Below are 13,882 nucleotides of genomic sequence, written 5' to 3'. Positions count from 1 at the left end.
CCTTTAATATTTTATTATCACAGATACGGCGACCAGGCAGGGAATTTGACCTGACCATCGGTTGCCGGAAGACGCGCTTTGAAACGCCCATCTGTTGAGACCAGATTCAGCACAGATCCCATCCCCTGAGAAGAGCTGTAGATTACCATCGTGCCGTTAGGTGCCAGACTTGGCGTTTCATCCAGGAACGTTGACGACAATGTTTGTACGCCACCCGCTACCAGATCCTGTTTGGCGATATGTTGTTGCCCTCCATTGGAGCTCACCATCACCATAAACTTGCCGTCGGAACTCACATCGGAATCCTGGTTCTGAGAACCTTCCCAGGAAATACGTTGTGGAGCACCGCCATTAACATTCACTTTATAAATCTGTGGACGACCAGCCTGATCGGAGGTGTAAGCCAGGTTCTGGCTATCCGGGAACCAGGTTGGTTCGGTGTTATTGCTACGTCCATCAGTCACCTGACGAATTTGGCCTGAACCAATATCCATTACATACAGGTTCAAACTGCCGGTTTTCGACAATGCGAACGCCAGTTTGCTGCCGTCTGGAGAGAAGGCTGGCGCACCGTTATGACGTGGGAAAGAAGCTACCTGACGCACTGCGCCATTCGCCAGAGTCTGGATAACCAGCGCTGAGCGACCACTTTCAAACGTGACGTAAGCCAGTTTGCTACCATCTGGAGACCAGGCTGGAGACATCAACGGCTGTGGAGAACGATGAACAACAAACTGGTTGTAGCCATCGTAATCAGAAACACGCAGTTCATATGGGAACTGGCCGCCGTTAGTCTGCACTACGTAAGCAATACGCGTACGGAATGCACCTTTGATACCAGACAGCTTCTCAAACACTTCATCGCTTGCGGTATGACCGGCATAACGAAGCCATTGTTTGTTCACTTTGTAGGAGTTCTGTGCCAGTACAGTACCTGGCGCTCCAGAGGTATCAACCAACTGGTACGCAACGGTATAGCTGCCATCACCGTTTGGTGTGACCTGACCGACGACAACGGCATCAATACCCAGAGCTGTCCACGCGGCCGGTTGCACTTCCTGAGCGGAGCCAGGTTGCTGCGGTAAACGTGAACGATCCAATGGATTGAATTTGCCACTATTACGTAAGTCAGCAGCAACGATGCCGCCGATATCTTCTGGTGCTGCACCTGGGCCTGCCCATTTGAATGGCGCCACACCAATTGGACGTGCTGAATCCACCCCTTGGGTGATTTCAATACGAACTTCTGCGTGCAGTACTGCTGCCCACAGCATTAAGAAACTTAAAGCTACTCGAAATGCCTGCTTCATCATATCTCCCTTATCTGGACCCAAAGCCCACGATAATTTAGCAGAATGTTAACAAACTCAAATACACAAAACTACCAAAACCCTGTGACACAGCCTGGTTAGTTTTCCTCACTTTCGCGAGGAAAATTTTACTGTGGCTTAAAGTCGATAGGTGCGTTTTTGAAAACTTCATAAACGTCCTGGCTAGGCGGCTTCGGAATCTTCGCCAGACGCGCTGCCGCGATGGCAGCCTGACAAAGAGCCGGGTCGCCGCCTTCTGATTTGATATCAAGTAACAGGCCATCAGGAGCCAGTTTTATGCGCAATGAGCAGGTCTTGCCGCTAAAGGCAGGGTCCTGGTAAAACTTGCTCTCAATTGCGGCTTTTATCTGCCCTGCGTAACCATTGATTTCAGCACCAGAAGCGCCACTATTTTTATTATTCCCTTTCCCTGCGGCAGCTGCGCTATTACCTTTCGCCCCTGCCCCAGATTTCGGCGCATTCTTACCTGAGCTTAAATCGCCGAATAGATCGTCAACACCTGCAGCTGCTGCCTTATCGGCCGCGGCTTTATCAGCAGCAGCTTTTTTCTTAGCATCTGCAGCCGCTTTTTTATCAGCGGCAGCTTTTGCAGCGGCAGCCTTATCAGCTGCGGCTTTATCAGAAGCTGCTTTTTCTGCCGCAGCCTCTTTCGCAGCAGCAGCCTTTTCTGCGGCAGCTGCTTTTTTAGCAGCGTCAGCAGCCGCCTTCTTCTCAGCATCTTGCTGAGCTTTCTTAGCGGCTTCTTCCGCAGCTTTCTTCTCAGCTTCTTGCTGCGCTTTTTTAGCCGCAGCAAGAGCGACGGCTGCGGCTTTCTTCTCTGCATCAGCGGCCTGTTTAGCCGCCTCTTCAGTTGCTTTCTTCTGCGCATCCGCAGCAGCTTTCTTCGCGGCTTCCTCCGCAGCCTTCGCCTGGGCATCAGCTTGAGCTTTTGCGTCTGCTTTGGCTTTCGCCGCTGCGGCTTCTGCTTGTTTCTGTTGCTCTTGCGCTTCTTTAGCTGCTTCTTGCGCTTGTTTCTGCTGCTCCGCTTGTTGCTTCGCTTGTTCCTGCGCTTCGAGGCGTTCTTTCTCCAGCTGCTTCAGACGCTGTTGTTCAGCAGCCTGTTTTTCCTGAAGCTCTTCAGCCTGTTGTTGCGCTTGTTTCTCGCGCTGCTCTGCCGCACGTTTGCTACTCGCCTGCTGTTGTTGCTCGCGATTGTACTGCTGAACAACAGCACCTGGGTCGACCATGACCGCGTCAATAGCCGAACCTCCACCGCCGCCAGCACTGGCGTCGATGTGCTCGTCAAACGAACTCCAAATCAGGACTGCAATCAAGAGGATATGCAGGATCACTGAGACGATTATCGCGCGCTTGAGCTTATCGTTTTCTATGGTTGCCTTTGACACTATCGGTTCCCAAATATAGCGAGATGGATCAGATTGGCTGCGTCATCAGACCGACGGATTTCACCCCTGCACTATGCAGTAGGTTAAGTGCCTTAATAATTTCCTCATAAGGAACATCTTTAGCACCACCGATCAAAAAGACCGTTTTTGGATTTGCCTGCAAACGACGCTGTGCTTCCGCAACAACCTGCTCAGACGGCAACTGGTCCATACGGTCTTTCTCAACCACCACGCTGTACTGCCCTACCCCGGACACTTCAATAATGACCGGCGGTTCATCGTTACTGCTCACCGTTTGCGAATCTGTCGCATCCGGTAAATCAACCTCAACGCTTTGCGTAATAATAGGAGCCGTTGCCATGAAAATTAGCAACAGCACCAACAGTACGTCTAGCAGAGGAACGATGTTAATTTCGGACTTTAATTCCCGACGACCACGCCCACGTCCACGTCTGGCCATGAATTACCCCTTACTGCTTATCGCTGCTGGTAAAAGCCTGACGGTGCAGGATAGCCGTGAACTCTTCCATGAAGTTGTCGTAATTCAATTCCAGTTTGTTCACACGTTGGTTCAGGCGGTTATACGCCATAACCGCAGGGATTGCAGCGAACAAACCAATTGCGGTTGCAATCAGTGCTTCTGCGATACCTGGCGCAACCATCTGTAGGGTTGCTTGTTTTACCGCACCCAGTGCGATAAAGGCATGCATGATCCCCCAAACCGTACCAAACAGACCGATATACGGGCTGATGGAACCGACCGTTCCGAGGAATGGAATATGTGTTTCCAGCGTTTCCAGCTCACGGCTCATGGAAATACGCATGGCACGAGATGCCCCTTCAACGACTGCTTCAGGTGCATGTGTATTAGCACGGTGCAGTCGGGCAAACTCTTTAAAGCCTGAATAGAAGATTTGTTCAGAGCCAGCAAGATTGTCACGGCGGCCCTGGCTTTCTTGATAGAGACGGGACAATTCAATGCCCGACCAGAACTTATCTTCAAACGCTTCTGCTTCACGAGTAGCAGCATTGAGGATTCGCGTTCGCTGAATAATGATTGCCCATGATGCAATGGAAAAACCAATCAAAATCAACATGATAAATTTGACCAGAAGGCTAGCCTTCAGGAACAAATCAAGGATATTCATGTCAGTCACTGCTTGAACTCCGCGACAATAGACTTGGGAAGCGCACGAGGCTTCATTAGATGTGGATCAACACAGACGATCAGAACCTCAGCTTCGTTGAGTGCCTGATTATCGGCATTGACGATTCGCTGTGTAAATACCATAGAGGTACCACGCATCGATGTAATTTCACTTTGGATTTCGAGTAAATCGTCAAGTCGGGCAGGCGCAAGGTAGTCGACTGTCATCCTGCGAACGACAAAAGCGACGCGATCCGCCAACAAATCTTGTTGATTAAAGTTGTGATGGCGCAGCATCTCAGTGCGTGCTCTTTCATAAAAAGCAACATAACTGGCGTGGTAAACCACACCACCGGCGTCAGTATCTTCGTAGTAGACACGAACCGGCCATCGAAACAGCGTTGTACTCACTTTACATCCCGGTAATGCAATTAAACGTTGCTACTATACGCAAGAGGATGGGGGTTGGGAATGGGTAGCACTAAACGTTAGGTAAATATTTTATGGGCTTGTTAAAGCCCATAAAATATGTGTAAAAACTTTGAGGTTAAAGAATCATCAGAAGAAAAAAATTGCCAGTCCAGCTAAGAGGACTAATTGCGCGGGCAACGGACTAAAAACGCCCTGCCACAGCACCTTACGAGGGCGGAAACCCACCCCATGTATCACACCGGCGCACACCGCCCACATCAGCAAAAAACCGTGCCAGATTGCCAGGTCACTGGTTTTCGCCGCAAAGCGGGACGGGTCCCAAAACATACACCCGGCCAGAATTAATGCCATGATCAAGGAAAGAGCCCTTAAAGGGCTCTTATCCATTACCGCATACAGCTTTGCGATAATTCCTTCCATCAAATTTCTTCTTTACCGGCTTTAGCAGCTTCTACGTGCTCAAGTGCCAGGGCGGTGATGATGCCGAAAGCACAGGCAAGAAGCGTCCCCAGAATCCATGCAAAGTACCACATAATCAGCTCCTTACTTAGTACAGAGAGTGGGTGTTGCTTTCGATATGTTCTTTGGTGATTCGACCGAACATTTTCCAGTAACACCAGATGGTGTAAGCAAGAACGATCGGCACAAAGACCGCAGCAACAAAGGTCATCACGTTCAGCGTCAGCTGACTGGATGTCGCATCCCACATTGTCAGGCTAGCGTTCAACATGGTGCTTGAAGGCATCACGAACGGGAACATCGCCACACCAGCAGTCAGGATGACACACGCCAGAGTCAGTGAAGAGAACACAAATGCCATCGCACCTTTTTCCATGCGGGACATCAGCACAGTCAACAGTGGCAGAACCACACCCAGAGCCGGGATGAGCCACAGAATCGGCATATTGTTGAAGTTCACCATCCAGGCACCCGCCTGACGTGCAACTTCTTTAGTCAGCGGATTCGATGCAGCGTGGTGGTTCAACTCTGAAGTCACAACGTAACCATCAATGCCGTACATCACCCAAACACCGGCTAGTGCGAAGCACACCATCATTACCAGCGCTGATATTTGTGTCGCAGCTTTGGCGCGCAGGTGCAATTCACCCACAGTACGCATTTGCAGGTAAGTCGCCCCCTGAGCCAGGATCATCGAGACACTCACGATACCTGCCAACAGGCCAAACGGATTCAGCAACTGGAAGAAGTTACCGGTGTAGTACAGACGCAGATATTCATCAACGTTGAACGGGACACCCTGCAACAGGTTACCGAAAGCAACACCAATGACTAACGGTGGAACGAAGCTACCGATGAAAATGCCCCAGTCCCACATGTTACGCCAGCGCATGTCTTCAATCTTCGAACGGTAGTCAAAACCTACCGGACGGAAGAACAATGAAGCCAGTACCAGAATCATCGCCACATAGAAGCCGGAGAACGCAGCCGCGTAAACCATCGGCCAGGCGGCGAATAATGCGCCACCTGCAGTGATAAGCCAGACCTGGTTACCATCCCAGTGAGGGGCGATGGAGTTAACCATAATGCGGCGTTCAACGTCTGTACGGCCAATGATACGGGACAGCATACCTACGCCCATATCAAAGCCATCAGTGACTGCAAAACCAATCAGCAGAACGCCAATCAGCAGCCACCATATAAAACGTAATACTTCATAATCGATCATTTGACGACTCCTGTCTTAGCGTGCCGGCTGAGAAGCCACATTAGACTGCTCAAAGTGATAGCGACCTGTTTTCAGACTGCTCGGCCCGAGGCGAGCAAATTTGAACATCAGGAACAGTTCCGCCACCATAAACAGCGTGTAAAGGCCGCAAATCAATACCATGGAGAAGATCAGATCGCCCACGGTCAGAGAGGAGTTAGCAACCGCAGTCGGCAATACCTCACCAACTGCCCATGGTTGACGACCGTATTCGGCAACAAACCAGCCGGATTCAATCGCAATCCACGGCAACGGGATGCCATAGAGCGCCGCACGCAGCAGCCATGTTTTCGTACCGATAGCGTTACGAGTCACAGTCCAGAACGAGGCCGCAATGATGAACAACATCAGGAAGCCACAACCCACCATGATACGGAATGCAAAGTACAGAGGAGCAACGCGAGGGATAGAGTCTTTCGTTGCTTTCTGAATCTGCTCTTCCGTCGCGTCGGAGACGTTCGGGGTATAGCGTTTCAGCAGCAGACCGTAACCCAGGTCTTTCTTGATGGCATTAAAGTCATCGCGAACTGCCTGGTCATTAGAACCTGCGCGTAACTGTTCCAGCAGGCTATAAGCCTTCATCCCGTTACGAATACGTTCTTCGTGTTGCACCATCAGGTCTTTCAGACCGATAACTGGCGTATCCACTGAACGGGTGGCAATGATGCCCAACGCGTAAGGAATTTGAATTGCGAAGTGGTTTTCTTGCTTGTCCTGGTCAGGAATACCAAACAGCGTAAAGGCTGCCGGAGCGGGTTGAGTTTCCCACTCGGCTTCAATTGCGGCCAGCTTGGTTTTCTGTACGTCACCCATCTCGTAACCGGATTCATCACCCAGCACGATCACAGACAGGATTGCCGCCATACCGAAGCTTGCAGCGATTGCGAAAGAACGCTTAGCGAATGCAACGTCGCGGCCTTTAAGCAAGTAGTAGGAGCTGACGCCAAGGATGAACATCGCACCGCACACATAGCCAGAAGCCACGGTGTGAACGAATTTAACCTGAGCAACCGGGTTCAATACCAGTTCGGAGAAGCTCACCATCTCCATACGCATGGTTTCGAAGTTGAAGTCAGAAGCAATTGGGTTTTGCATCCAACCGTTCGCGACCAGAATCCACAGAGCAGAGAGGTTGGAGCCAAGCGCTACCAGCCAGGTCACCGCCATGTGTTGAACTTTACCGAGGCGATCCCAACCAAAGAAGAATAAACCAACAAAAGTGGATTCAAGGAAGAACGCCATCAGGCCTTCGATGGCCAGAGGGGCACCAAAAATGTCACCCACGTAGTGTGAATAATAAGACCAGTTTGTACCAAACTGGAACTCCATGGTTAAACCAGTGGCCACACCCAGAGCAAAGTTGATACCAAACAACTTGCCCCAGAACTTGGTCATATCTTTATAAATTTGTTTACCTGATAAGACGTAAACCGTTTCCATAATGGCCAGCAAGAACGCCATACCGAGCGTTAGTGGCACAAACAGGAAGTGGTACATCGCGGTCAAGGCAAACTGTAAGCGCGACAGTTCGACAATATCCAACATCTTGACTCCTTGCTCTTCGCATGAAGACTTCGACCGTGGCTCACCCGGAGGGTGCGCCACAACGCATGCCCTAATACAAAAACATTAGCTTCCAGACTTCATCCCTTCGTTTACTTTATTTACATGTAACAAAGAAAGATGAAAGGTTACAAACACGTTAATAAAAACAAAAAATAATCCGCAAATATATTACCCTGCAATTTCCCTACAATAAACAGGTAATTGCTTAGAGTTATTTACGTTTCTCGACAGTGATCAATTTATAGCGAAAATGTCGCTATACCGCCATCTTGATCTGCAACAATTTACGCGGTTTCGCATACCATTTGCTAGTTTTAGATATTGATCTAGCGCAATTTATTCTCACAATGTTAATTTAGTTTCTCATTGAGATGAATGGTAAATTCGTTGTTAATGATATGTTTTACAAAACACATCATCGTTAATGAGAGGATGATATCTATAAAGAAAAGTTATTTATTTGAAGCGGCATTTGGAAATTAAATTTTCACGCCGTTGCGATGCGTTGTGTTAATCACCTCACGGTATTTTCTTCGGTCTGTTTCTTTCCTTTGTCATAATTAACAAATAATTTACTTTTAACGTCGGTATATTTAACAAATCATTATTTTTGATAAGGTTAGTCGCGACGAGCCCTGAGGTTAAAAACAAAAAGGCCACGTAAAAACGTGGCCTTATAAAGAGAGTGTAACCTTTAACTTATTCCTGAAAACAAGCTCTAACGTTCGATAGCCAGACTGAACGTTCGCGACTGGCAAGGACGAACCCGGACGAACTCCCCTGCCCTTTCCGTTTGTTGTTGCAAAGGATTTTCATCCATTCCTGTTTCCCACCAGCTCACAACAGGCAAGGTGCAAGCCACCATCCCTTCACCGTTCTGTTGCTCATCTGGGTTATAAATGCGGATGATCAACTCATCGTGATCTTCTGCCTTTTTAAGCGCGCTAAGCATACATCCCACTGAAGGCATCATAAGCAGGCTAAATGTCCCCGGTGTTTCAAATTTCTCCCGGTTGAGTTTCATCGCGTCATACGGAATTTTGTTGTAACACTGGACCGGCGTCAGCCAGGCACGGGCGTGTTGTGCAATCCCTGCAGTGGTTGGTGAACCACTAAATGCCATCAGGCTAAAGCGGCAGCACAGTTTTCCACGCAGCTGTGAATCTGGAGTCGGCAATTTGATACCTGAAGGTCGCCCTGGACGCAAAATCAACTCCTCTTTGCCCAAAACGCCTATCGAACGGAAGAGTGTCAGCGCAAACGTGTCTTTTTTCTCACCCACGATTTCAAATTCACGCAGCCCGTCGGTAAACAACGCCATTCCGTTTTTACCATCGTGCAAGGCGGCATAATTCAGCAGATTCCATACCGGGATCGGCGCTTCTTTCCAGCCTTCTTCTTGCCAGTTTTCCATCGCTGCATCCTCTACAGGACGCGTAATGGTGCCAAATTGGTTATCTGCCAGTACAGTTTTTGAGGCAAAAGGCGTGGGTATTAACACGCGCACACGATGATCGTCAGCCTGATTATTGAGATCCATTTCGATATCGATACGACGGCTGTGATGTGCCAGTTTGATGCGGCATTCGACATCCAGATAGCCACTCAACTTGCGTTGCGCACGTTGTTGCAGGTTTTCGGGCAGATCCATACGTAGTTTCAACGTTGCTGTGCTTTGCCAGGCCTCATGCTTCACCTCGCAAAGATGCGCGCTGGCGGTGGAGTAAATCAGCCATTCAGCTTTAGCCGGTGAGTAATCGTATTCGTCTCCATCATCCGATCCCTCTTCGAGTTGCAGAACCTGGTCATAGCTAAGACCGCTTTGTTTATCGGTAATATGCAGCGTACCGTTGTGATTAATATCAATACGATAGAAGGTATTTTCCAAAACAGATTCGCTGATTTCCGGCACATCGCGTTGCAGACCGGGCTTCTGTCCCTCTACATACAGGGTGCAATAGCCCATCGCGGGTAACACCTGGATGAGCTGGATATCGTATTCCATAAACGGTTCGTAATTGCCGTAATGTACGATCTGGCGGTCAACCAGACCGGGGTCAATTTCACGCGCTTCGCGGATGAAATATTCCACGTCATTACCCTGTTCATCTTTGAGGGAAAACTGACTCGCGCGAAGGCGAATAGTGGTGTTAATCACCTCTTCACGTGGGTAAGGCATCATATTGAAAAATGTCAGTTTATCCGCTTTTGTGGCGGGCATATTGTCGACAATTTTGCGCATATAAAAGCGAATCAGGTTTTCGGCCATATCGTCTGCCAGCACAAAACGAGTCATGATTTCCTGATGGACTTTATCGCTGCAACAACAGCCGATGCTGTCATGCGCATGGTTTTTCAGGATCTCTTTCCACATTTTCTCGAGCAAGCCATGGTGATATTCAAAACCAAGCGACCACGCGATAGAGGCCAACGGCTCAAGGAGATTAACGATTTTGTTCTCTATCTGCGCGTGGGCAATTTTGATGTCCATGCGAGTCGAACTTATCGTGCGATGCACACGCATGTATTTGCCGTCGATAAATTCACCTTTGAGCGTGGCAAGCTTCTCGCGTAATGCTTCAATTTTTTCGAATACATCCTCATAGCGACTCATGACAAATTCGCGCTGAGGATAAATTTCGCGCAGTTTATCGATAACCTCGAAGATATTCTGTTGCAATGGCATCTGGTCATGGCCGTTTGGCAGCAAAATTTCTTGTGTCGCCGACACGCCTTCCAACACGTCAAAATAGCTATCAAGACGTTTGCGTAACCCGGCTTCATCTTCCGGTAAATATTTACCAATCGCATAACCCAGAGGCAGCACCTGGGCGACGACTTCGCTACCGTCGTTGCTCTGCCAGAGGAATTCCGTTCTGTCAGTGCCGTGGCGTTCAGAGCACCCACGCCAGAACATTGCGCGTTTGATTCCAAAACCGTTAAAAATATGCGGCAGTTGCGCTGACATCCCAAATGAATCAGGCAAATAGCCAATTTTCATCGGCTCGCCAAAGGCCAGGCAATCGCGCATGCCATACATCAAGTTGCGCACAATGGATTCGCCAGAAACAACGGTGGTATCCGTCTGCGTATACCACGGGCCAATAATCAATTTCCCCGCTTCCACCAGCGCTTTTACACGCGGCTTATTTTCCGGTTTGATAGCAAAATAATCCTCCAGTACCGCCGTCTGCCCATCAAGCACGTAATACTTATATTCAGGGTCACACTCAAGGCGTTCCAGAATCTCTTCCATGTTATTAATCAATAGAATGCGTGATTCTTCGGTTGTGAAATACCATTCACGATCCCAATGCATATGGGGAGTAATATGAACACGAGATACAGCTTTCATTCTTATATGCCTTACTTCTGAGTGATTACGATAAAACGCTTTCGGTGGAGTATTTGCCTTGTTTAACGGCTTGTTTACGCCACAAAATCAGTACCAATGTTGAAATAGCTGTGCCGACTAAAGCCGCGCCAAGCCAGCTCGCTGCCGCGACCATACCGCTATGGTCACCTGGGTTAAGCAGGAACAACGAGAAAATGCCCGCGCCCGGCGTCGATAGCCCAATGTTCATCGCCCCAACCATGGCCCCTGTGACAACCGATCCCACCAGGAATGAGCCAATCACGCGGATCGGATCTTCAATCGCCATCGGGATAGCCCCTTCAGTGATCCCGGCAAGCCCTAATAGCCAGGTCGATTTTCCGGTTTCAATTTCAAAATCTTTGAATAGTTTTGGGGCGATTAGCGTCGATGCCGTAACCGTAAAAGCAGAAACCATTTTGACGGAGGCAAAAATGGCGTAAGGCCCATACACACCGTTCGCCATCGCCCCAAGGCAAAATGCATAGGAGGCTTTGTTCACTGGTCCACCGAGGTCGAACGAACACATAAAGCCCACGATAGCGCCCAGCAAGAGTGCGTTGCTGCCGGATAATCCATTGAGCCAATGAGTTAACGAGGAATTGATCAATGCCACCGGTTCGCCAATAACAAATAGCATCAGACTGCCCGCGACTAGCGTGCCAATCACTGGATAAAGGTAGAAGGTGAGAAAACCATTAAAGTTTGGGCTCAGACGGATGTGCTTTTTCACCCAACGCATCAGGTAACCGGCAATCAAACCGCCAACGACGCCACCGAGGAAACCAGAGCCAATCATGTTTGCCGCAAGTCCTGCCGCAAAACCGGGGCCGAGTGCAGGTTTATCGGCCAATGAGTAGGCGGTGTAAGCTGCCAAAACAGGCACCATCAGCGTTCCCAGCATCCCACCACCGAGTTTGCGGTACATCCACAACCATGAGTTTTCGAGTTCGAACAAATGCTGCAACCCGAAGATCTGCGCCAGCAGCACCGCTACGGCCAGCACTGTGCCACCTGCCACAATCAGCGGAACGGCAAAAGAAATCCCGCTGAGCAGTGCCTGTTTTAGTTCCGTTTTAAACCCAGGTTTAGATTGCACTTTATCCTGTTGCTGTTCACGTTCATCCGCAACAGGCTTCAATTCCAGCGCCTGCTGTAATAGACGTTCAGCGTGCCTGATAGGTTCAGCGACCGGAGTGGTAATGGATGGAATGCCTTTGAAACGCTCAGCTTCTTTTATTGCCACTTCGGTGGCGAAAACACACGCTTGTGCCTGATTAATCTGATGCGCGGTTAATCGCCCTTCGACGCCATTTGCTCCCTGCTTTTCGACATAAACATTGATACCAAGTTTGCGGCCCGCTTTTTCCAGATACTCAGCCGCCATATAGGTATGCGCAATACCTGCCGGGCAGGCCGTCACACAAACAATCGTGGGCCGCGATTCATCTTCCCGCACCACCACACTTTCTGGCTCGCGATTTAACAGTGACATAAATCCATCAACGCTTTTGGCAAGCATGACTTTTTTACGCACGTCGTCATCCACGAGCGCAGAAGTCAGCGCCGTCAGCAGTTGCATATGTGTGGAACCCGCCTCCCCTTCCGGGATCGCCAGCAAGAAGATCATCTCCACGGATTCCGGTCCGTCGATCCCTTCCCAGTCGATAGGTGTTTTAAGCGTCGCCGCAGCAAATGCCGCCTTTTTTACCGCGTTGGTTTTACCGTGAGGGACTGCCAGCCCTTCTCCCAGAGCAGTTGGCCCCTGAGCTTCACGAGCAAATACCTCTAAGAGGAATTGTTCCCTGTTATGTAGCTTGCCATGCGCATCCAGTTGCTGCGCCATCATGTTTATTGCGTCATCACGACAGGTAAACGTCGTTTGGAGTGTTATCAGATCGGGGTGAGTTAGCGCAGTCAGGTTCATCATTCCCTCCCAGGAGTCGGTTCCAGTTGCGGGAAGTTTACACAACAAAATAATACCTTTATGTGATCAATTTAACTTTATTCATTATTTGTATTGTATTTGTATTAATACCTGTCTATTAACAGCCATGCTAAATGGCGCTATTATCCCCGGAGATTTCTAACGTTCTCAGGGGACTACGCAGTGGCTAAGAAACCGATGTACCGTCAAATTGCCGATGCTATCCGCCAGCAGATTGAAGACGGGGAGCTAAAACCGGGTGATGCACTGCCTACAGAATCTGCACTCCAGGCACAATTTGCCGTGAGTCGAGTGACTGTTCGTCAGGCGCTCAAGCAGCTCACCGACCAGCAAATTATTGAAAGCATTCAGGGCAGCGGTTCGTACGTCAAAGAAGAAAAGGTGAATTACGATATCTATCAGCTGACCAGCTTGTATGAAAAACTGACAGACCGTAATGTCGAAACACATAGCGAAGTGCAAATTTTTGAGGTCACGAAAGCGGATGAACTGCTCGCTGCTCGCCTTCAACTCGCGGTAGGTGACAAGGTATGGCATGTGAAGCGCGTACGTTTTATCAAGCAAAAGCCCGTCACGCTGGAAGATACCTGGATGCCACTCACGCTGTTCCCGGACCTCACCTGGGAAGTGATGGAAAACTCGAAATATCACTTCATCGAGAATGTGAAGAAAATGGTTATCGACCGCAGCGAGCAAGAGATTATTCCGGTGATGCCGTCAGAAGAAGTGGTCAAAGCGTTGGGAGTTGATGCCAGCAAACCTATTCTGGAAAAAGTCTCGTGTGGCTATTTGAAGGACGGACGCGTATTCGAATTCAGCCGCAATATCTTCAGAAGTGACGATTACAAATTTACCCTGGTGGCACGGCGTAAACATCAGCCATAAAAAAGGCCGCTCAAGAGCGGCCAACCATGTCGAACAATATTATTAGTTCTATACCCAATGGATTTCGAGTTGCATTGCGGCGGCGACGC

General features: G+C 49.3%; 12 protein-coding genes. 1 reads left to right on the top strand and 11 read right to left on the bottom strand.

Annotated elements, in window-relative coordinates; genetic code table 11:
• Positions 1-17 precede the first annotated feature (17 nt).
• The 11 genes from tolB to mngA all read right to left on the bottom strand — a co-directional run bounded on the left by tolB (position 18) and on the right by mngA (position 12,887).
• Positions 18-1,310 carry a Tol-Pal system beta propeller repeat protein TolB gene (gene tolB / locus RHD99_RS07095; RefSeq protein WP_064544885.1) on the bottom strand — a complete coding sequence of 431 codons (1,293 nt, stop codon included), beginning with the start codon at positions 1,308-1,310 and terminating at the stop codon, positions 18-20.
• A gap of 128 nt (positions 1,311-1,438) precedes the next feature.
• The gene (tolA, locus tag RHD99_RS07090) at positions 1,439-2,716 is read right to left on the bottom strand and encodes a cell envelope integrity protein TolA (RefSeq protein WP_309878122.1); all 1,278 of its coding nucleotides are present in this window, start codon (positions 2,714-2,716) and stop codon (positions 1,439-1,441) included.
• Between the two features lie 28 nt (positions 2,717-2,744).
• Positions 2,745-3,176, bottom strand: coding sequence for a colicin uptake protein TolR (gene tolR, locus RHD99_RS07085; protein ID WP_064544880.1), 432 nt, complete (start codon positions 3,174-3,176; stop codon positions 2,745-2,747).
• Between the two features lie 10 nt (positions 3,177-3,186).
• Entirely contained in the window at positions 3,187-3,873 is a 687-nt protein-coding gene (gene tolQ / locus RHD99_RS07080; RefSeq protein ID WP_072009447.1) for a Tol-Pal system protein TolQ, read from the bottom strand.
• The gene (gene ybgC / locus RHD99_RS07075; protein WP_183269983.1) at positions 3,870-4,274 is read right to left on the bottom strand and encodes a tol-pal system-associated acyl-CoA thioesterase; all 405 of its coding nucleotides are present in this window, start codon (positions 4,272-4,274) and stop codon (positions 3,870-3,872) included. The genes tolQ and ybgC overlap by 4 nt, the downstream gene beginning before the upstream one ends.
• A gap of 147 nt (positions 4,275-4,421) precedes the next feature.
• Complete coding sequence (gene ybgE / locus RHD99_RS07070) at positions 4,422-4,715, bottom strand: cyd operon protein YbgE (RefSeq protein WP_183269984.1); 294 nt, start codon at positions 4,713-4,715, stop codon at positions 4,422-4,424.
• Positions 4,715-4,828: a cytochrome bd-I oxidase subunit CydX gene (cydX, locus tag RHD99_RS07065; RefSeq protein WP_064512614.1), complete on the bottom strand. Its 114-nt coding sequence runs from the start codon at positions 4,826-4,828 to the stop codon at positions 4,715-4,717. The genes ybgE and cydX overlap by 1 nt, the downstream gene beginning before the upstream one ends.
• Before the next feature lie 14 nt (positions 4,829-4,842).
• Positions 4,843-5,982 carry a cytochrome d ubiquinol oxidase subunit II gene (gene cydB, locus RHD99_RS07060; protein WP_183269985.1) on the bottom strand — a complete coding sequence of 380 codons (1,140 nt, stop codon included), beginning with the start codon at positions 5,980-5,982 and terminating at the stop codon, positions 4,843-4,845.
• Between the two features lie 15 nt (positions 5,983-5,997).
• Positions 5,998-7,566, bottom strand: coding sequence for a cytochrome ubiquinol oxidase subunit I (gene cydA, locus RHD99_RS07055; RefSeq protein WP_183269986.1), 1,569 nt, complete (start codon positions 7,564-7,566; stop codon positions 5,998-6,000).
• 739 nt (positions 7,567-8,305) lie between these two features.
• Positions 8,306-10,942: a mannosylglycerate hydrolase gene (gene mngB / locus RHD99_RS07050; RefSeq protein ID WP_374708461.1), complete on the bottom strand. Its 2,637-nt coding sequence runs from the start codon at positions 10,940-10,942 to the stop codon at positions 8,306-8,308.
• Between the two features lie 25 nt (positions 10,943-10,967).
• Positions 10,968-12,887, bottom strand: coding sequence for a PTS 2-O-a-mannosyl-D-glycerate transporter subunit IIABC (mngA, locus tag RHD99_RS07045; protein WP_309879096.1), 1,920 nt, complete (start codon positions 12,885-12,887; stop codon positions 10,968-10,970).
• Between the two features lie 183 nt (positions 12,888-13,070).
• Between mngA and RHD99_RS07040 the strand changes: the two genes are divergently transcribed.
• Positions 13,071-13,793, top strand: coding sequence for a GntR family transcriptional regulator (locus tag RHD99_RS07040; RefSeq protein ID WP_309878121.1), 723 nt, complete (start codon positions 13,071-13,073; stop codon positions 13,791-13,793).
• Positions 13,794-13,882: the final 89 nt, after the last annotated feature.

Origin of the sequence: Buttiauxella selenatireducens (genome assembly GCF_031432975.1) — a bacterium.
Lineage (GTDB): Bacteria > Pseudomonadota > Gammaproteobacteria > Enterobacterales > Enterobacteriaceae > Buttiauxella > Buttiauxella selenatireducens.
This window is presented reverse-complemented; position numbering and strand designations above follow the sequence as displayed.

What these genes read in the sequence shown, in the direction of transcription:
- ybgE (WP_183269984.1), bottom strand. Translation starts at nt 4,715, where the DNA reads ATGGAAGGAATTATCGCAAAGCTGTATGCGGTAATGGATAAGAGCCCT.
- tolB (WP_064544885.1), bottom strand. Translation starts at nt 1,310, where the DNA reads ATGAAGCAGGCATTTCGAGTAGCTTTAAGTTTCTTAATGCTGTGGGCA.
- mngA (WP_309879096.1), bottom strand. Translation starts at nt 12,887, where the DNA reads ATGAACCTGACTGCGCTAACTCACCCCGATCTGATAACACTCCAAACG.
- cydB (WP_183269985.1), bottom strand. Translation starts at nt 5,982, where the DNA reads ATGATCGATTATGAAGTATTACGTTTTATATGGTGGCTGCTGATTGGC.
- mngB (WP_374708461.1), bottom strand. Translation starts at nt 10,942, where the DNA reads ATGAAAGCTGTATCTCGTGTTCATATTACTCCCCATATGCATTGGGAT.
- cydA (WP_183269986.1), bottom strand. Translation starts at nt 7,566, where the DNA reads ATGTTGGATATTGTCGAACTGTCGCGCTTACAGTTTGCCTTGACCGCG.
- tolR (WP_064544880.1), bottom strand. Translation starts at nt 3,176, where the DNA reads ATGGCCAGACGTGGACGTGGGCGTGGTCGTCGGGAATTAAAGTCCGAA.
- cydX (WP_064512614.1), bottom strand. Translation starts at nt 4,828, where the DNA reads ATGTGGTACTTTGCATGGATTCTGGGGACGCTTCTTGCCTGTGCTTTC.